Annotated in this window: 20 protein-coding genes; 14 read left to right on the forward strand and 6 right to left on the reverse strand. The window is 51.7% G+C overall.

The features are described from left to right. Positions 1-413 precede the first annotated feature (413 nt). Complete coding sequence (locus tag EGY08_RS26125; RefSeq protein WP_004122148.1) at positions 414-1484, reverse strand: porin; 1071 nt, start codon at positions 1482-1484, stop codon at positions 414-416. A 625-nt stretch (positions 1485-2109) separates the two neighbouring features. Here EGY08_RS26125 and drpB point away from each other — a divergent pair. Genes drpB through EGY08_RS26145 form a run of 4 tightly spaced genes read left to right on the forward strand, consistent with a single transcriptional unit; the run spans position 2110 to position 5094 of the window. After that, a complete protein-coding gene (drpB, locus tag EGY08_RS26130; protein ID WP_123829146.1) occupies positions 2110-2391 on the forward strand; it encodes a cell division protein DrpB in 282 nt (93 codons plus the stop codon). 42 nt (positions 2392-2433) lie between these two features. After that, a complete protein-coding gene (locus tag EGY08_RS26135; protein WP_123829147.1) occupies positions 2434-3129 on the forward strand; it encodes a phosphohydrolase in 696 nt (231 codons plus the stop codon). 56 nt (positions 3130-3185) lie between these two features. Continuing rightward, on the forward strand, positions 3186-4619 hold the full coding sequence (locus tag EGY08_RS26140; RefSeq protein ID WP_177447593.1) for a DNA cytosine methyltransferase: 1434 nt from the start codon (positions 3186-3188) through the stop codon (positions 4617-4619). After that, the gene (locus EGY08_RS26145; RefSeq protein WP_004122141.1) at positions 4600-5094 is read left to right on the forward strand and encodes a very short patch repair endonuclease; all 495 of its coding nucleotides are present in this window, start codon (positions 4600-4602) and stop codon (positions 5092-5094) included. The genes EGY08_RS26140 and EGY08_RS26145 overlap by 20 nt, the downstream gene beginning before the upstream one ends. Here the strand turns inward: EGY08_RS26145 and yedA are convergent. After that, positions 5069-5980, reverse strand: coding sequence for a drug/metabolite exporter YedA (gene yedA, locus EGY08_RS26150; protein WP_004122140.1), 912 nt, complete (start codon positions 5978-5980; stop codon positions 5069-5071). The two genes, EGY08_RS26145 and yedA, sit on opposite strands and share 26 nt — an antisense overlap. A gap of 184 nt (positions 5981-6164) precedes the next feature. Between yedA and EGY08_RS26155 the strand changes: the two genes are divergently transcribed. The 3 genes from EGY08_RS26155 (at position 6165) to dgcQ (ending at position 9106) form a co-directional block, all read left to right on the forward strand. After that, a complete protein-coding gene (locus tag EGY08_RS26155; RefSeq protein WP_123829149.1) occupies positions 6165-7076 on the forward strand; it encodes a DUF808 domain-containing protein in 912 nt (303 codons plus the stop codon). A 75-nt stretch (positions 7077-7151) separates the two neighbouring features. Beyond that, on the forward strand, positions 7152-7331 hold the full coding sequence (locus EGY08_RS26160) for a YodC family protein (RefSeq protein WP_004122136.1): 180 nt from the start codon (positions 7152-7154) through the stop codon (positions 7329-7331). Between the two features lie 107 nt (positions 7332-7438). Beyond that, complete coding sequence (gene dgcQ / locus EGY08_RS26165; RefSeq protein WP_004122134.1) at positions 7439-9106, forward strand: cellulose biosynthesis regulator diguanylate cyclase DgcQ; 1668 nt, start codon at positions 7439-7441, stop codon at positions 9104-9106. 329 nt (positions 9107-9435) lie between these two features. On the opposite strand, the gene yodD is transcribed toward dgcQ, so the two are convergent. After that, a complete protein-coding gene (gene yodD / locus EGY08_RS26170) occupies positions 9436-9651 on the reverse strand; it encodes a YodD family peroxide/acid resistance protein (protein ID WP_004122130.1) in 216 nt (71 codons plus the stop codon). 132 nt (positions 9652-9783) lie between these two features. On the opposite strand from yodD, the gene dsrB reads away from it, so the two are divergent. Then, a complete protein-coding gene (dsrB, locus tag EGY08_RS26175) occupies positions 9784-9972 on the forward strand; it encodes a protein DsrB (protein ID WP_004122127.1) in 189 nt (62 codons plus the stop codon). 41 nt (positions 9973-10013) lie between these two features. On the opposite strand, the gene rcsA is transcribed toward dsrB, so the two are convergent. After that, a complete protein-coding gene (rcsA, locus tag EGY08_RS26180; RefSeq protein ID WP_004122124.1) occupies positions 10014-10637 on the reverse strand; it encodes a transcriptional regulator RcsA in 624 nt (207 codons plus the stop codon). A 456-nt stretch (positions 10638-11093) separates the two neighbouring features. Here rcsA and yedD point away from each other — a divergent pair, with 456 nt between their 5' ends. Beyond that, positions 11094-11507: a lipoprotein YedD gene (gene yedD / locus EGY08_RS26185; protein ID WP_123829455.1), complete on the forward strand. Its 414-nt coding sequence runs from the start codon at positions 11094-11096 to the stop codon at positions 11505-11507. A gap of 51 nt (positions 11508-11558) precedes the next feature. Here the strand turns inward: yedD and amyA are convergent, their stop codons facing one another. Continuing rightward, the gene (gene amyA, locus EGY08_RS26190; RefSeq protein ID WP_049114928.1) at positions 11559-13046 is read right to left on the reverse strand and encodes an alpha-amylase; all 1488 of its coding nucleotides are present in this window, start codon (positions 13044-13046) and stop codon (positions 11559-11561) included. 201 nt (positions 13047-13247) lie between these two features. Here amyA and tcyJ point away from each other — a divergent pair, with 201 nt between their 5' ends. From tcyJ to sdiA, 5 genes are all read left to right on the forward strand, one after another. Continuing rightward, complete coding sequence (tcyJ, locus tag EGY08_RS26195; RefSeq protein WP_004122115.1) at positions 13248-14048, forward strand: cystine ABC transporter substrate-binding protein; 801 nt, start codon at positions 13248-13250, stop codon at positions 14046-14048. Positions 14049-14143: 95 nt separating this feature from the next. Beyond that, positions 14144-15130: a D-cysteine desulfhydrase gene (dcyD, locus tag EGY08_RS26200; protein ID WP_123829150.1), complete on the forward strand. Its 987-nt coding sequence runs from the start codon at positions 14144-14146 to the stop codon at positions 15128-15130. Between the two features lie 15 nt (positions 15131-15145). Beyond that, complete coding sequence (gene tcyL / locus EGY08_RS26205; RefSeq protein ID WP_004103458.1) at positions 15146-15814, forward strand: cystine ABC transporter permease; 669 nt, start codon at positions 15146-15148, stop codon at positions 15812-15814. Continuing rightward, the gene (tcyN, locus tag EGY08_RS26210) at positions 15811-16563 is read left to right on the forward strand and encodes an L-cystine ABC transporter ATP-binding protein TcyN (RefSeq protein WP_004122108.1); all 753 of its coding nucleotides are present in this window, start codon (positions 15811-15813) and stop codon (positions 16561-16563) included. Before tcyL ends, tcyN begins: the two co-directional genes overlap by 4 nt. A gap of 288 nt (positions 16564-16851) precedes the next feature. Next, positions 16852-17574 carry a transcriptional regulator SdiA gene (sdiA, locus tag EGY08_RS26215; protein ID WP_004122106.1) on the forward strand — a complete coding sequence of 241 codons (723 nt, stop codon included), beginning with the start codon at positions 16852-16854 and terminating at the stop codon, positions 17572-17574. A 66-nt stretch (positions 17575-17640) separates the two neighbouring features. Here sdiA and EGY08_RS26220 read toward each other — a convergent pair whose 3' ends face one another. After that, positions 17641-17865 carry a DUF2594 family protein gene (locus EGY08_RS26220; protein ID WP_004122104.1) on the reverse strand — a complete coding sequence of 75 codons (225 nt, stop codon included), beginning with the start codon at positions 17863-17865 and terminating at the stop codon, positions 17641-17643. Positions 17866-18262: the final 397 nt, after the last annotated feature.

Genomic DNA, 18262 nt, shown 5'->3' on the forward strand with positions numbered 1-18262 from the left:
ATGCCGAATAGAGACTATAAAAGCGGGAAAGCTATCGGGGGCATGAGTTCTGGTGCGGTCATTACCAGGCAGTCCTGCGGGATTAACAGTGTCTACTGTAGCGGTAACGATATTTATGCGCGTAATTTGTTTGGCTTACGGAGAAAAACAGGTTAAATCTACCGGATAGGGCGGAAGGTAAAAGTATTGTGAATACCCTGTTTTTTATTGTTGATTTCATGGTTTAAATGATTAAGTTAAAATCTCGAAAACCGGAGTAGGCGCCACGCATCCGGGGGAAATCTCCTCTTCATAGTTTACTGCATATAGATCGCAACACTCTATTTTTCTGCCATGTAGCGATACAGGATGACTATCCGTTGGTAAAAACGAAAAAACCCGCACAAGGCGGGTTTTAGAGTAGCTATACAATCTTAAAACTGGTAGGTGATACCCACAGCGAACTGATCGTCGGTGGCTGCGCCACTTACCGCCGCGTCTTCATCATCCATCAGATTGAATTTGTATGCGGTGTAAACGTTGAAGTTTTTGTTGAAATAGTACCAGGTACCCAATTCAACGTAGTTCATGATATCCGCATTGGTGTCTTCTTTGGCGCCCAGGTCTTTACCTTTCGCGTAGACATAGCCCAGGGACGGACGCAGGCCGAAATCAAATTGATATTGCACAACGGCTTCGATGTTTTGCGTGTGATTGGCAAAACTGCCAAAAGTCGTTTTCTCCAGCGGAGTCATGTTACGGGATTCACCATACATGACTGATGCATACAGATTATTTGCATCGTATTTAGCCGCCAGGTTCCAGACTTCAGCTGTCTCGCCCCGCTTGTCCGCTGCTTGCTCATCAGTACGATCGGAGTTGCTGTAAGCGCCAACGAAACCGAAGCCGTCGATGTTGTAGTTAACGGAGAAACCGAAACCGTCGCCGTTTGATTTTTTCGCGGTGGTGTCGTTGTTTTTACCCTGATACTGCAGAGCAAAATTCAGACCATCCACCATGCCGAAGAAGTCGGTGTTACGATAGGTTGCTACGCCGTTGGTACGGCCGGTCATGAAGTTATCGGTGTAAACCAGACCGTCACCGCCCCACTCAACGAGCATATCGGTGTAACCCGCCGCGTCATAAACCACGCCGTAGTTACGACCATAATCGAATGAGCCGTAATCGCTGAATTTCAGACCAGCGAATGCTAAACGGGTAGCGCTGCCCTGCTGACCTTCCGGTTTGTCCGCTTTGATGTTGTATTCAAACTGGCCATAACCGGTCAGTTCGCTGCTAATCTGGGTTTCGCCTTTAACGCCGAAACGCGCATAGGAGGTATCGTCAGAATTGTTGTTGTCGCCATCATGGGTCATGATGTGTTCGCCAACCATTTTGCCGTAGAAATCCAGTTTGTTGCCGTTCTTATTATAGATTTCTGCTGCATTAGCCGCGCCAGCGACTAATAAAGCTGGAACCAGAATTGCCAATACTTTTCTTTTCATTATATATTCCCTTTTAATCATAATTAATATGAATTGTGTCATTCCTTCCGGGGTGACTATTTGATATTAGCGATTAAGTTCATTTTTCTTTAAATCAAATATGTAACTAAATTATATCTAACATTACAAAATGTTTCAGTTATATTCTTTATATTAAAATTGTATTGTTTTGTGATAAATTATTTTCCGTGTTTATAGCTTTTAATAACATGGGCTTATGGTTGTTCATCGATTGAATTTTGTCTTTGATGGGTTTCATGCGTTCTATGTGTCATTATTTAGTATTGATTTTATGAATAATTATTTGCACGTGTTTAAACGTGGAGTTTTCTTTCAGAGAGTGGTCTGAGTAAGAGTGGTTGATGGTGAAATGAGGGGCAGGGGAGGGGGAGTGGGAAATGGCCAGAAATTAAATGCCATTCATTAATTTGTATTATTTAAAAATGGAATAAATTCATTGAGTATATATAGCCGGTATTATGACAATGAAGCCGGTTGATGCACAGAAATGCATCGGGCAGAGAGAAATGCTGTCTTGCAAGAATTTTCGCTATATAATGTGATGGATATCACTATTTTTGACTGGCAAGTGATGTTGCTTGTTGAGTACATGGAGAGCAAATGAATGGAAGATAAAGCGAAAAGAAGTCCTGGTGGAAAACTGGCGCTGTGGGCATTTTATGCTTTTTGTGGTTATTTTCTGTGGGCGATGGCGCGGTACTGGTGGGTTGTCGGGCAGATTCAAAGCGTGCCCGGCGCAACGATTGACGGTGAACTTGGTTCAACGAGTGGGAAGTGGATTGGTGCCCTGTTGGGGTTTCTGGTGTTAGGTATCGTGGGGGCCATTCTTGGTGCAATTGCGTGGTACACGCGCCCCAATCCGCAGATCTATGAACATCACGAATAAAGTTGCTATGCTCGTTGCTGGCCTGACACCTAAGGAACATGCATGGACCTTTTTCACTGGCAGCAACGATTTGAAACCTGGCTAACCGAACATCACGCGCAAGGGGATGCGGCTCATGATATTTCGCATTTCCGCCGCGTTTGGGCCACTGCGCAGCGACTGGCCGAAGATACGGATGCTGACCGTCTGGTGATCCTGACTGCCTGCTACTTTCATGACATCGTCAGCCTGGCGAAAAACCATCCTGAGCGTAGCCGCTCTTCTGCGATGGCGGCGGAAAAAACGCTGGCTATCCTCCAGTCAGCTTTCCCTGATTTCCCCGTCGAACGCTACGCGGCGGTTTTACACGCTATTGAAGCGCACAGTTTTAGCGCGGCGATTGCTCCGCAAAGCGAAGAAGCGAAAATCGTCCAGGACGCCGATCGACTTGAGGCGTTGGGGGCGATTGGCCTGGCGCGCGTTTTTGCCGTGTCCGGCGCGTTGAACAATATCTTGTTTGATGCCAGCGATCCCTTTGCCGACCGGCGGGAATTAAATGATAAAACCTACGCGCTGGATCATTTCCAGTGCAAGCTGCTGCGTTTACCGCAAACGATGCAGACCGAAAAGGGCAGGGCAATGGCGATACACAATGCGCGCTTTCTGGTGCAGTTTATGGCCAAGCTCAGCGCGGAGCTTCGCGGAGACCCGATGGCTATTGATGACGAGGTTTTGCAGCGCTTTAACCCACTCGCGTAAAACTGGCTGCGCTATTTATGGTAACCTCTGCAAAAATAGTCGGGCTGGTTGAGGTTATGGCGCAAAATTTATCCAAGGAAAATCCCCCGTCTTTGAAGGTTGAACATACCGGAGAAGACGCGCAGGCGCTATTGCGCCAGCTGATGGCGATATACGATGTCAAAACGCTGGTCGCGCAGCTGGTCGCCGTCGGCGAGCAGCACTGGAGCCCGGCTATCCTCAAGCGCGTTGCGACGGTAGCGCGCGCGGCAGGTCGCATATCCCACCAGGAGCAGGCCCACCTGCGTACGCTCCTGCCGCAGCCGCCTGCGCATCATCCGCATTATGGATTCCGCTTCGTCGACCTGTTTGCCGGTATCGGCGGCATTCGCCACGGTTTTGAAGCGATTGGCGGGCAATGCGTGTTTACCAGCGAGTGGAATAAACATGCGGTGCGCACCTATAAAGCCAACTGGTACTGCGATCCTAAGCAGCATCGTTTCAATGAAGATATCCGCGATGTGACTTTAAGCCATCTCCCTGAGGTGAGCGATGAAGACGCGGCGCAGCATATACGCCAGACTATCCCGCAGCATGACGTACTGCTGGCCGGCTTTCCCTGCCAGCCGTTTTCACTCGCCGGCGTGTCGAAGAAGAATGCCCTTGGTCGCGCTCACGGCTTTGCCTGCGAAACGCAGGGGACGCTGTTTTTTGACGTGGTCAGGATTATCGCCGCCCGTCAGCCGCCGATTTTTGTTCTGGAGAACGTCAAAAACCTGAAGAGCCACGATAAGGGGCGGACGTTTCGTATCATTATGCAGACGCTGGATGAGTTGGGTTATGAGGTTGCTGATGCGGCTCATACTGGAGCGGATGATCCGAAAGTGATCGACGGGCGTCATTTTTTACCTCAGCACCGGGAACGCATTGTGCTGGTGGGTTTTCGGCGTGACCTCAAGCTGCATGAGGGATTCACCCTGCGTGATATCGCCACTCTCTATCCCTCCGTTCGCCCGACTTTCGGCGAGCTGCTGGAACCCGCCGTTGATGACAAATTTATCCTCACCAGAGTGCTGTGGAAATATCTCTATCGCTATGCGCGCAAGCATCAGGAGCGAGGGAACGGCTTTGGCTACGGGCTCGTTGACCCAACGAATCCGCACAGCGTGGCGCGTACGCTGTCTGCCCGCTACTACAAAGATGGTGCGGAGATCCTTATCGATCGCGGTTGGGATCGGCCTTTAGGCGAAAAGTCTTTTGACGATCCTGAAAACCAGCTTCGGCGGCCGCGTCGGTTGACTCCCCGCGAGTGTGCGCGTCTGATGGGATTTGAAGCGCCGCAGGGGTATCATTTTCGCATTCCGGTATCGGATACCCAGGCCTATCGCCAGTTTGGCAATTCGGTTGTTGTGCCGGTCTTTGCGGCGGTAGCGAAGCTGCTGGCGCCGCGTATTGCAAGAGCGGTGGCTTGCCGTGAGCAAAAGATTGACTATGGCCGACGTCCACGATAAAGCCACCCGCAGTAAAAACATGCGCGCGATCGGCACCCGCGATACGGCGATTGAAAAACGGCTGGCGGGACTGTTGGCGCGTGCGGGATTTTCCTTTACCGTGCAGGATGCCGCGCTGCCCGGCCGCCCGGATTTTGTGGTGGCCGAGTATCAGTGCGTTATCTTTACCCACGGTTGCTTCTGGCATCATCATAATTGCTACCTGTTTAAGGTCCCCGCGACGAGAACTGAGTTCTGGCTGGATAAAATAGCCAAAAATGTGGCGCGCGATCGTCGGGATATCGGCATCCTGGCGGAGCAGGGGTGGCGGGTGCTGGTGGTCTGGGAGTGCGCGCTGCGCGGGCGCCAGAAGCTTAGCGACGAAGCGCTGGGGGAACGGCTGGAAGAGTGGATCTGCGGCGGTGGGAACTGCGCGCAGATCGATACGCAAGGTATAGGTCTGTTAGACGTTACTTCTCCGCCTTACAGGAGGTGACATCGCGGCGAGCCGGGAGCAGGTACTTGCCGAGCGTGACCAGAACGACGGCGAAGATGATGATTCCCAGCGCCAGCCACTCTACGGCGGATAGGCTTTCGCCGGCAAAACCGGTGCCTAATAGCACGGCGACCACCGGGTTAACGTAGGCGTAGCTGGTCGCTACCGCCGGTGTTACGTTGCGAATCAGATACATATAGGCGTTGATGGCGATAAGCGAACCAAAGATCGCCAGATAGGCGACGGCAAAAATGCCGGACCACGACGGCATCTGGGTTAATTTTTCTCCAGTTAGCGAGGAGGCGATCATAAGTACGATGCCTGCCGCCAGCATCTCAATGGCGCCCGCCATCATCCCCGTCGGTAGCTCGATTCGCGAGCCGTAGACGGAACCAAACGCCCAGCTCATTGAACCGATAAGTATCAGCAGCGCGCCCCAGGGGTTACCGTTCAGGTTGCCGCCGCTGTTGAGCAGTACGATCCCCGCGAGACCAATAGCGATACCCAGCCATTCAAGTTTGCGGGTCGCAATACCAAAAAAGCGGCTAAAGCACAGGGTGAACAGCGGCACGGTTGCGACCATGACCGCCGCAATACCGGAGGGCACGTGCTGGTGCTCGGCGAGAGTGACAAAACCATTACCCACGGCCAGCAGTAACACGCCAATCAGCGCCGCGTTGAGCAGCGGCTTTCGCGCAGGGAGCTTATGGCCGGTTGCCAGTAGCCAGGCGGTCAGCAGTGCGCCTGCGGAAAGGAAGCGCACGCCAGCCATCATTAGCGGGGGCCAACTGGCGACGCCGACGGCGATAGCGAAATAGGTGGAACCCCAGATGATATACAGCGCAAACAACGCCCCGATGAGCGGTAACAGCTGACGGGTAGACATACTTCCTCACGACGGTACAGAGACAGAAAGGGGGAGATATAGTAAACGTGAAAACTCTCGTGCTGGCGAGCGCTTTAATTCGCCTGCTATGGTTAAATTTTTGTTGACTATGGACACTGGTGGGCGAAAAAGCGCTTTTGCTTCATACTTCAGGAGGAACAACCATAAATGAAGGAATGCAATTTTGGCGGGAAGTAGTCTATTAACCTTATTGGATGATATTGCCACGTTACTCGATGATATTTCGGTCATGGGGAAACTGGCAGCAAAAAAAACGGCAGGCGTATTGGGAGACGATTTATCGCTTAATGCTCAACAGGTCACCGGCGTGCGGGCCAACCGCGAATTGCCGGTCGTTTGGGGGGTAGCTAAAGGCTCATTGATCAATAAAGTGATCCTGGTGCCGCTGGCGTTGTTGATCAGCGCCTTTATCCCGTGGGCGATTACCCCGCTGCTGATGGTGGGGGGCGCGTTTCTCTGCTTCGAAGGCGTCGAGAAGGTGCTGCACAGTCTGCAGGCGCGGAAGCATAAAGAGGATCCGCAGGTTCGCCGGCAGCGGCTTGAGGCCCTGGCGAACCAGGACCCCATGGCTTTTGAACGGGATAAGGTGAAAGGGGCGATACGCACCGATTTTATTCTGTCAGCTGAAATTGTCGCGATTACGCTGGGGATTGTGGCTGAAGCGCCGTTATTAAATCAGATCCTGATTTTATCCGGCATTGCGCTGCTGGTGACGGTGGGGGTTTACGGTCTGGTGGGGATCATCGTCAAGCTTGATGATATGGGCTACTGGCTGGTGGAGAAAACCAGCTCGCTGGCGCAGTGGTCAGGTAAAGCTTTGTTGGCAATTGCGCCCCGCCTGATGAAAGTATTGTCCATCGTTGGCACGCTGGCGATGTTCCTGGTCGGCGGCGGTATTGTGGTCCACGGTATTACGCCGCTGCACCATGCCGTTGAAAATCTGGCCCATGGGCAGAATGCGGTGATTGCCTCGCTGTTGCCAACGGCCGCCAACCTGGTGCTGGGATTCATCATTGGCGCCATCGTGTTGGCTGGAGTGAAAGCGATTGCCGCTCTTCGTCGTCCGGCGAAGTAAATGTGCTCCTGCTCATGCAAAGTGGTTCAGCTTCGTCTAAGGTAAATCTGTTTCTTCCTGATACCGGAGGCAAAAATGGTCTTGTTGGTCAGTGATGAAGTGAGGCGAAAAAACGGCGGCCCTCGTATGGTCGTTACCGGGTTCGCCAGCGGCATGGTGGAGTGCCGCTGGTATGACGGTTACGGCGTTAAGCGCGAGGCGTTTCGTGAGGATGAACTTATTCGCGGAGGGGGAGGGAAGTCGAATCGCACCTGACCCTTTATCAGCGCCCGGCATTCGTCGGGCGTTTTCATAATAGTGATTATTTTACAAACAGGGAGCGTGGATGACGTTTGCTTCTTTAACCGTGCTGCGAGAAAACGATGGATAAGCTGATATGGGTGGAAAAATTGCGTCAGATTTTAAGCCCCGGATATGTGGTTAATCTCTGTTTTTTTATCGTCTTCTGCTTCTCCACGCTGCTGATATGGCGTGAGATCAAGGTCCTGGAAGAGGCCTACGTCGCAAACCAGCGCAATAATCTTGAAAACGTGGCCCATGAGTTCGACAGCCTGCTGCAGTTTAATATCGACAGAATGATTTTTTTTCGTAACGGTATGCAGTCGGCGCTGGGTACGCCGTTGGATTTTGCCGCGCTGCGTAAGGCCGAAGAGGATTACTTAACAAAGCGGCACGATCCCATATGGTCGGTTGAGATCCATAACCGCCGGACGCTGCCGATCTACGGCGTTGCGGATGCCTTTGTCGATGGCGACGCGCTTCTTTCCCGTGATAATCCCTTTTCCGGCAATGAGCTCATGGCCACACTGGAGTTGGGTTATATGTTGCGTCTGGCCAATAACAACCGTGGATTTGCGAAACGCATGCTGTACGTGTCGCGCAGCGGTTTTTTTACGACGACCGAGCTGCCGAAAAATTCAACGCAGGCGCTGGCCCTCTATTCGCGGGCAACAGGCGCTGCATGGTTTACCCGACAAACGCAGCGGAATAATCCTGCCCGCGGAATTGTGTGGCAAACGTTCCCCGATGATGAATCGCAGCGCGAAATGCAGGTGGTAACGGCATCTATTCCGCTTGATTTCCAGCGCCACTGGCTCGGCGTTCTGGCGATGGATTTCTCGGTTCAGGAGATGAAAACGTTTCTGGTCAATGCGATAAAAACGGGCGAGGAAGGCGAGTACCAGCTTTATGATAATCGACTCAATTTAATTGCCTCTTCTGCGCCGGGCAACGTGCTGACGCTGCTGTCGCCGCGTGAACAGGAGATGCTAAGCCGCGCGTCCTCCCATGAGAATCAGGGCGGGATTCGCCTGGTAACGCGTTATATTAGCTGGGAAAATTTACGCAATTTTGATGGAGTGCTGATCCGTATCCATACTATCCAGGAAGGGGTCCGCGGTGATTTTGGCAGCATCACCATTGCGTTGATGCTGATGTGGTTAATGTTTACTTTTATGCTGCTGATCTCCTGGCTGGTCATTCGTCGAATGGTGCGCAACATGAGCGTGCTGCAGACCTCGCTGGAATGGCAGGCCTGGCATGATGCGCTGACCCGTTTATTAAACCGCGGCGCGCTGTTTGAACGCGCTATTGCGGAAACTCGTCTGAGCGAGCGTCTGAAGCGACCTGTGGCGGTGATTCAGCTCGATCTGGATTATTTTAAAAGCGTTAACGATCGCTTCGGTCATCACGCGGGGGATCGCGTACTGTCGCTGGTGGCCAGCACTATCGCCAGCCATATTCGGCAAGGCGATCTGGCGGGGAGGGTTGGCGGGGAGGAGTTTTGCATTGTGCTGCCGAATACCCCATTAAAAGAAGCGAAGGTGATTGCTGAACGGATTCGTATCCGCATCAATAGTCGCGAGATTTTGCTGGGAAACAGCACCTCTTTGCGCATTACCGCTTCGCTAGGGGTGAGCGCCAGCGATGATACCGGCGAATATAACTTCGAAAATTTGCAGTCAGTTGCCGATCATCGCTTGTATCTGGCCAAGCAGGATGGGCGCGATCGGGTCTGCGCTGAAGGGTGAAAGAAATTTCTTTTGTGAATAAATTGAATTGAAATCATCCACTGTGGTTATTTTAGTGAGATTATTCTTAAAAATCGTTTGGCGGCAGTCGGACGTTCGTGGAAGAACGAAGTGTTGGAGTCCTTGCCTGGCGAGCTTTGCCAGCGTGACGATGAAGCTAAGTCACTTTTTTCAATAATTTGCCTCATGAATGTTTGTTGTCATGCAAAATAATTGAGGGTAATGTTTGTAGCGCATCGGATATCCTGATGTAACGAATTTTCAAGTGCTTCTTGCATTAGCAAGCTTCATCCCGACTCCTGCGAGTCGGGATTTTTTTCGCGCAGAATTCAGCGGTTGGCTTCGGTGACGCTGAAGTCATGGATATCGAGTTCAAAGGCCTCAGCCAGCTCGCGCCAGGTATGGTAATCCCGGCCATCAATACTGACGCGGTGGGGATCGTCTTGCGTACGCTGCACTTCACTTTCGCTGATTTCATTAATCGCCGCCAGCAGGGCGTCAACATCAACGCCGCCTGCGCCTTTATTTTCTTTGGCGGTTTTCATTTCGGCTACCTCGCTTAACTCAGATAGGGCCACTTAAGTATAGACGGTCTAGAAAAACAGCAGTTACCGGGCTGGACACTGCGCGATCGGCTGTTTTGTTCTACACTGGCTCAAAAATAGAGGAGATGAGTTATGCAGGTAAACGATCGTGTCACGGTGAAGACCGATGGTGGCCCACGTCGATCGGGTGTTGTGCTGGCGATAGAGTCGTTTAGCGAAGGGGTAATGTATCTGGTATCGCTGGAAGATTATCCGCTCGGCATATGGTTTTTTAACGAGCACGGGCATCCTGACGGTATTTTCGTTGAGCGGGACGAGTGACTTGCCGCAAGTGAACTGGCGGCAGCGGCCGCCAGCGTCTTTCAACGCAGGTTGACATGAATTCCGGACGTGATGTTTTCAGTCAGTCGTACTATGTGATAAATCACCTGTTTATTGTGGGTGTGAATTTTCTTTTTAATATTGCCCTTGTGCGATGAGACGGTCTTCGCCTTAATGTTCATCTGCGCTGATATGTGCGAGGTTCCGTGACCAGCCATCCACATCTGCAGCATATTTGACTCGGTCTGGCTTAAGGTCAGCGTGGGGATATTAAGCCGGGTAGCGCGATAGTTCTCATATTTTAGGCGGATGGCGAGAATGTCATCCAGGTCTTTTTCGGTGAGAGATTTAGAGCAAATAAGTAAGTTTTTACGTACCAGCAGGTAATGGTCGAAATGAATATTCGCCAGCGACATAAAGATCACAAATAGCGTTGCAGGATACTGGCTAATGATTTGCCGGATAAGCTGGTTGCTGTCTTCATGATGAATAAAGCAATCTTCGTTGATAAATACCACTGAAGGGCGGCTGGCCTCGCAGAGGGTTTTCAGGCTTTGAGCACTGTGAACTTCAGTGATATCTCGCTTCCTTACCCCCCTGCCAGTCAGGTACCCGGTTAATCCCAGCCGGGTGAAGCTGCACAAATCCATAATAATCGTTGACATGACCCATCCTCAATCAACACGTAACGATAATTTATTCCTCGCCGATAAGCGATGAAGTCCATTTTGTTAGCAATAAAAACGACTGCTGCCATGGAACCATTAGGCAGCCTGAACTATTTCGTAATAAGCCCCATAATTTGCCAGGAATATTCTCAAAGTAAAGGCTACAAATCGCTATGTGGAGGAAATAAAAACATTCAATACCCGTCATATACAGGATGGTCATTTTTGTGGTTTTTTAAAATAGGATTATCCTTATATTGAATGGTTAAAATAACATCTTCTCATTTATTGGTTTTATAAGATAAGTAAGAATAACTTAACATTCGAAGGCAAATTTTAGCCATATTGGTTGAGGACGGCGGCGTCTTGCTGCGCTGCTCCCCGATCCGGGAAGGGTGGCGAGCTTAACGCTTTAATGCCACAATGTTTTTTTATCGGTTTGTGGGATGGATGATGAAAAAGATAGTGTTTGCTGGTGCTCTGCTGACCCTCGCCGGGTGCGTTCAGGTTGATAGCTACAGCGATGTTGTTAAAGCGCCAGCGCCGACAGGGCTGGAAGGATACTGGCAATCGGCAGGCCCGCAGAGAGAAATGATGAGCCCGGAGGCGATCGCCAGCCTGATTGTGACCAAAGAGGGTGACACGCTTGACTGTCGTCAGTGGCAGCGGGTCATTGTCCTGCCGGGGAAATTAATGAAGCGTGATGACGCGGTTTATAACGTCACCTCCGCTTTGGATGTCTATCCGATTGAGCGCGAAGGTGATACCTTGAGCTACGATCGGATGACGCTTAAAAGGGTGAATCGTCTCACTCCGGAATGTGAACTGGCATGGAAAAAAGCGTCAGCGGATAAAAGCGGACAATAAGCTTTTTGCGGGCTGAAAACCTTCTCAGCCCGCGGCGTTTCCCCCCGTATTTTACAGCACCTCTTCAATAACCCACACGCTCACGCTGCCGCCGTTACAGGTAAAAATGCCGTTTCCTTCATCGTCGGTTTCAACGATTTCCTCGCGGTTGCCGAGAAAATCCCTCCAGCGTTTATTACGGTAGTTTTCGCCCAGAGGCAGCGTTTTTTCGCCGTCGTCGCCGTTGGAAAGCACGACCACGCAGCCCGGATCGTCCTCGGTGCCGCTTCGGCTGAAGGCGATACAGTTCGGGTGATCGAACCACAGCGTTTGTACGCCGTGAGCAAAACGCTGACGGGCATCGATCAGCTCATGTAATTGCTCAATCACCGGCATCTCAATGGCGTAGGTCTCGCCGTCGCCGCCGGTGTCCTCATAGCTTGCGCCGAACAGATCGGCATAAAAGACTGACGGAACGCCGTTCTCACGTAACAAAATCAGCGCATAGGCCAGCGGCTTGAACCAGGCCTCAACTGGCGCCTCCAGCGCCTGCAGCGGCTGGGTGTCGTGGTTAGTCACCAGAGTCACGGCGTGGAACGGGTCGGCTTCCACCAGCGTGCCGCTAAAAATCTGGCTCATGTCGTAGTCGCGACCCTGCCGCGAGGCTTCATGGAATTTCATCTGCAGGGGGGCGTCGAAGAGCATCGTCTTGCCGTCAACCATGGCGATATACTGCTGGAGTTTATCGACTTCGTGCGACCAGTATTCCGCGACGATAAACAGCGGTTTTGTCGCGACCTCCTGGACGTGGTCGATCCACTCTTTATAAAACCAGGCGGGGATATGCTTAACCGCATCGAGGCGAAAGCCGTCGCAGCCGGTTTGTTCCATCACCCAACGCGCCCAGTACTTAATCTCCTCGGTCACCGCCCGATTACGAAAGTCGATATTTTCGCCCATCAGGTAGTCGAAGTTACCCATTTCATCATCGACCTGATCGTTCCATCCCTCCCCGGTGTAGTCGTTGACGATTTTAAACACGCCATCTTCGTCGGGATTCTCGATATGATCGATGCCGCTGAAGCACTTATAATCCCAGATGAATTCAGAGTATTGACCGGCCCGTACCGGAAAGGTGTAGCGTGTCCAGGCTTCACACTCGATAATCTCATCGGCGATTTGCGTGCGGTCGTTTTGATCAACACGCTGAATGCGTACCGGCTCTTTCTCATCCGCCCCCATTTTGTGGTTGACCACCACGTCGAGCAGCACGGCGATATCGTGCTCGCGCAGCGCGGCGATGGCGGCCAGTAGCTGGGTTTTATCGCCGTATTTCGTGGCGACAGACCCCTTTTGATCGAACTCGCCGAGATCAAACAGATCGTAGCAGTCATAACCGACCGAATATCCTCCGGAAGCACCCTTATAAGCTGGGGGCAACCAAATCATATTGATACCGATTTCATTGAGGTTCGGCGCCAGGGCCTCGACTTCACGCCATAATTCGCCGCCGGTGGGGTAGTACCAGTGAAAGCACTGCAGTAACGTGGGGTTTTTCATCTTCCATGCTCCAGACGTCATCAAGCTGACTATTGCAGTATGAGAGATATCCAGCAAAATGCAGACGTTTCGCCTACGTTTTCCCTATGCCCTAAAAGGCATCATATATAATAATTTGGAATAAGATGTAGCGTATCGATGTTGGTGACCAGGGCTAAACGCCTTACACTATTGCAAAATATCACTCTGTTAGGGGTATCTATGAAATTAGCACTTCTGGGTCGTCAGGCGCTGATGGGCGCAATGGCTGTTGTATTAATGGCTGGCGTCAGCGCAAAAACCTTTGCGGCTGAAAATCTGCTCAATCAGGTTAAAGAGCGCGGCACGCTACGCGTTGGCCTGGAAGGGACTTATCCGCCATTCAGCTACCAGGGAGATGACGGTAAGCTGACCGGTTTCGAGGTGGAATTTGCTAACGAGCTGGCAAAACACCTTGGCGTGAAAGCTGACCTTAAACCTACCAAGTGGGACGGCATGTTGGCTTCGCTGGACTCAAAACGTATTGATGTGGTGATTAACCAGGTCACTATTTCCGATCAGCGTAAGAAAAAATATGACTTCTCAACGCCGTACACCATCTCCGGGATTCAGGCGCTGGTGAAGAAAGGTAACGAAGGCGTGATCAAAACCGCTGCTGACCTGAAAGGTAAGAAAGTTGGCGTTGGTCTGGGCACCAACTATGAAGAGTGGTTGCGCCAGAACGTACAGGGCGTCGACATTCGTACCTATGATGATGACCCGACGAAATATCAGGATCTGCGCGTAGGTCGTATCGACGCTATCCTGGTTGACCGCCTGGCGGCGCTGGATTTGGTGAAGAAAACCGGCAATACCCTGGCTGTGACCGGGGAGGCCTTCTCCCGTCAGGAGTCCGGCGTTGCGCTGCGTAAAGGTAATGAAGACCTGCTGAAAGCGGTTGATGGCGCCATTGCGGATATGCAAAAAGACGGCACCCTGAAGGCGCTGTCGGAAAAATGGTTTGGCGCTGACGTGACGAAGTAACGGCTGGCGATGAAAAAAGGCGCTCTTGATAGCGCCTTTTTTTATTTCGAGCGCCATAGCGTGCATAATCAAGGATAACTCAGTCAGGAGGTCTTATGTCACTGCAAAATTTAACCCTTTTCCCGCGTCTGGAACTGATTGGCGCGCCGACGCCGCTTGAATATCTGCCGCGCTTGTCCGATTACCTTGGCCGCGAAATCTTTATCAAGCGTGATGATGTGACCCCGCTTGCGATGGGGGGCAATAAACTGCGTAAGCTTGAGTTCCTGGTGGCTGATGCGCTGCGGGAGGGGGCGGATACGCTGATTACCGCAGGGGCTATCCAGTCCAACCACGTGCGCCAGACGGCGGCCGTGGCCGCAAAACTGGGCCTGCACTGCGTTGCGCTGCTGGAAAACCCAATCGGCACCCGGGCCGAGAACTACCTGACTAACGGTAACCGTCTGCTGCTTGACCTGTTTAATACTCAGGTCGAAATGTGCGACGCACTGACCGATCCGAATGCGCAGCTGGAAGAGCTGGCGACCCGTATCGAGGCTCAGGGCTACCGTCCGTACACGATCCCGGTTGGCGGTTCGAACGCGCTTGGCGCGCTGGGCTACGTGGAAAGCGCGCTGGAAATTGCTCAGCAGTGCGAAGGGGCGGTTGAGCTCTCCTCCGTGGTCGTCGCGTCCGGCAGCGCCGGTACGCATGCGGGTCTCGCCGTGGGGCTTGAGCAACTGATGCCCAATGCCGAACTTATCGGCGTGACTGTGTCGCGCAAGGTGGCCGACCAGCTGCCAAAAGTGGCTGCGTTGCAGCAGGCAGTGGCCAATAGCCTGGAGCTTGAGGCAAAGGCCGGGATTCAGCTGTGGGATGACTACTTTGCGCCGGGTTACGGGACGCCGAACGACGAAGGGATGGCCGCGGTGAAGCTACTGGCGCAGCTGGAAGGTATCCTGCTGGATCCGGTTTATACCGGGAAGGCGATGGCTGGACTGATTGATGGCATTAGCCAGAAACGCTTTAAGGATGAAGGCCCAATACTGTTTGTTCACACCGGTGGCGCCCCTGCGCTGTTCGCCTATCATCCTCATATCTAATGCAGAACACATAGAATGCAAGAAAGTATCCAACTGGTGATCGATTCTGCGCCTTTTCTGCTGAAAGGTGCGGTATTTACCCTACAGCTCAGCATCGGCGGCATGTTTTTTGGCCTGGTGCTGGGGTTTATTCTGGCGCTGATGCGCATGTCGCCCGTCTGGCCGATTAAGTGGCTGGCGCGGATGTATATTTCCATCTTTCGCGGAACGCCGCTGATAGCGCAGCTGTTTATGATCTATTACGGCTTACCGCAGTTTGGTATTGAGCTGGATCCCATTCCCGCGGCGATGATCGGCCTGTCGCTTAATACGGCGGCCTACGCGGCGGAAACGCTGCGCGCAGCGATTGCCTCGATTGATAAAGGGCAATGGGAGGCGGCAGCGAGTATCGGGATGACGCGCTGGCAGGCGATGCGCCGCGCTATTCTTCCCCAGGCCGCGCGCGTGGCGCTACCGCCGCTGTCCAACAGTTTCATCAGCCTGGTGAAAGATACGTCGCTTGCGGCTACGATCCAGGTGCCGGAACTGTTCCGCCAGGCCCAGTTGATCACTTCCCGAACGCTGGAGGTTTTCACCATGTACCTGGCCGCTTCGCTTATCTACTGGGTAATGGCGACGGTGCTTTCTACGCTGCAGAACTATTTTGAAAATCAGCTGAACCGCCAGGAGCGAGATCCAAAATGAGTGCGATTGAAGTCAAAAACCTGGTGAAAAAATTCCATGGACAAACGGTGCTCCACGGTATTGACCTTGAGGTTCAACAGGGTGAAGTGGTGGCGATCATCGGTCCCAGCGGTTCGGGGAAAACGACGCTGCTGCGCAGCATTAATCTCCTGGAGCAGCCGGAAAGCGGCACGATTCGCGTAGGCGACGTGACGATTGATGCCGCGCGCAGCATTAACCAGCAAAAAGCGGCGATTCGTCGTCTGCGTCAGCATGTGGGCTTTGTGTTTCAGAACTTTAATCTGTTTCCCCATCGTACGGTGTTGGAAAACATTATCGAAGGGCCGGTCATCGTCAAGGGGGAGGATAAAAATGAATCCATTGCCCGGGCGCGTGAACTGCTCACGAAAGTTGGGCTTACTGGTAAAGAGAATAGCTACCCGCGCCGTTTGTCCGGCGGGCAGCAGCAGCGCGTGGCGATTGCTCGCGCGCTGGCGATGCGTCCCGATGTTATTCTGTTTGATGAGCCAACGTCGGCGTTAGACCCGGAGCTGGTCGGTGAGGTTCTCAATACCATTCGTCAACTGGCGCAGGAGAGGCGCACGATGGTTATCGTGACCCATGAAATGAGTTTTGCCCGCGACGTAGCGGACCGCGCTATTTTTATGGATCAGGGGCGCATCGTTGAACAGGGAGAAGCGAAATCCCTGTTTGCTAATCCTCAGCAGGCGCGTACTCGACAGTTCCTCGAAAAATTCCTGATGCAATAATCTCCTTGCGCTGGCCGCATTCGCTCAGGCGGATGCGGCAGACCGCGAAGAATTTCCGGTTGTTCAGCAAAAAAGCCTCCCCAGATATTGGCGCTCATCAACGACGATACCTCTGTCAAGGTTTTGTGCCACATCAATTGGCATAATTTTTTAACGCGTCTGGCGCTTTTGCCAACCGCAGTCTAATAAATGCGGTGGCTACCATTTTTTATACATATAAGCAGGATTTATGTGTTAGCTTTATGTATTTATAATAATGATTATCACTCAGGAGTTATTTGGTCAGTTATGAGGGACAATGATTTTTTCAGCTGGCGGCGGGAAATGCTGCAACAATTTCAGTCAGTTTCTGTAGGTGAGGGGGTTTTTCATCTTCTCCAGCAGCAGGCAAAAGGGCTGGAATATGACTACTTCGCACTCTGCGTAAGGCATCCTGTGCCTTTTACTCGCCCCAGGGTCACGCTGCAATCAACTTATCCGCAGGCCTGGATGGCGCATTATCAAGCCGAGAATTATTTTGCGATCGACCCGGTACTGCGTAAGGAGAATTTTCTTCGTGGCCATTTGCCCTGGAACGATAAGCTATTCAACGATACGCCTGAATTATGGAACGGCGCGCGCGACCATGGATTACGCAAAGGCGTGACGCAGTGTCTGACCCTGCCTAACCATGCTCAGGGATTCCTGTCGGTTTCAGGCGCAAGCCATAGCCAGGGCCCCTTTGCGGAAGACGAACTGGAGATGCGCTTAAGAACCCTAACCGAATTGAGCCTGCTGACGCTCTTGCGTCTGGAGGACGAGATGGTTATGCCGCCGGAAATGAAATTTAGTCGACGTGAACTGGAAATTTTGAAATGGACAGCAGAAGGGAAAACCTCGGCTGAGGTCGCAATGATTCTGTCTATCTCAGAAAATACCGTCAATTTCCACCAGAAGAATATGCAGCGAAAATTCAATGCGCCAAACAAAACCCAAATTGCCTGCTATGCCGTGGCGACGGGCCTAATTTGATCTCATTGGTGTTCTGCGTGCCAGACGTAAGACCGGCTGTTAGTAATACCTTCAGCCGGTAAATGATTACTGACGATATGCCTGTTTAATTTGCTTAACGGTGCTGGAGAATACGGCAGCCTGAGCCTCATCTTCCATCTGCGCGATTTGCTTTTCCATTTTTATAATCACGCGGCCTGCATCAGCCTGACCCATGGCCTGCAGCATCAGCGTTATCATTGCTTTCAGACACGAAACTTCCTGTGCCAGTTCTTGATTATTTTCCGCAGTGGAAAAATCTGGTGTGCTCATCGATATCCTCGGTTGCTTTCTGCGCAAATGCGCATGACTAAAAGTGAAGGCGGCGCAGTATACCACAAGCAAAGGAAAAAAAAGGAGTGCTGGATTTCCGTTCTTTCATCCGAATGGTGAATGATTTAATTGACTGAATAATACGTATTCATGAGGGCTAAGCGGGTTAATTTTTTCATGGCGCTGTTTTCGTGTTAATAATTGTTACATATTCAGGCGTTTATTTATGGCCTACGCATTGTGTTGTGTTTTTACGTAATCTGTATGATGAATGTTAAAAAATAACTATTGCACAACTCTATGTTATGTATGGCTTTCCAGCAGGTGTGCAGACAAATTTCCATCGCTGCGTAAGAAATCTTTCCCAGAACATTTTTTGGCTTTTAAAATTAGGTTA

The organism is Klebsiella sp. FDAARGOS_511, assembly GCF_003812845.1.
GTDB lineage: Bacteria > Pseudomonadota > Gammaproteobacteria > Enterobacterales > Enterobacteriaceae > Klebsiella > Klebsiella grimontii.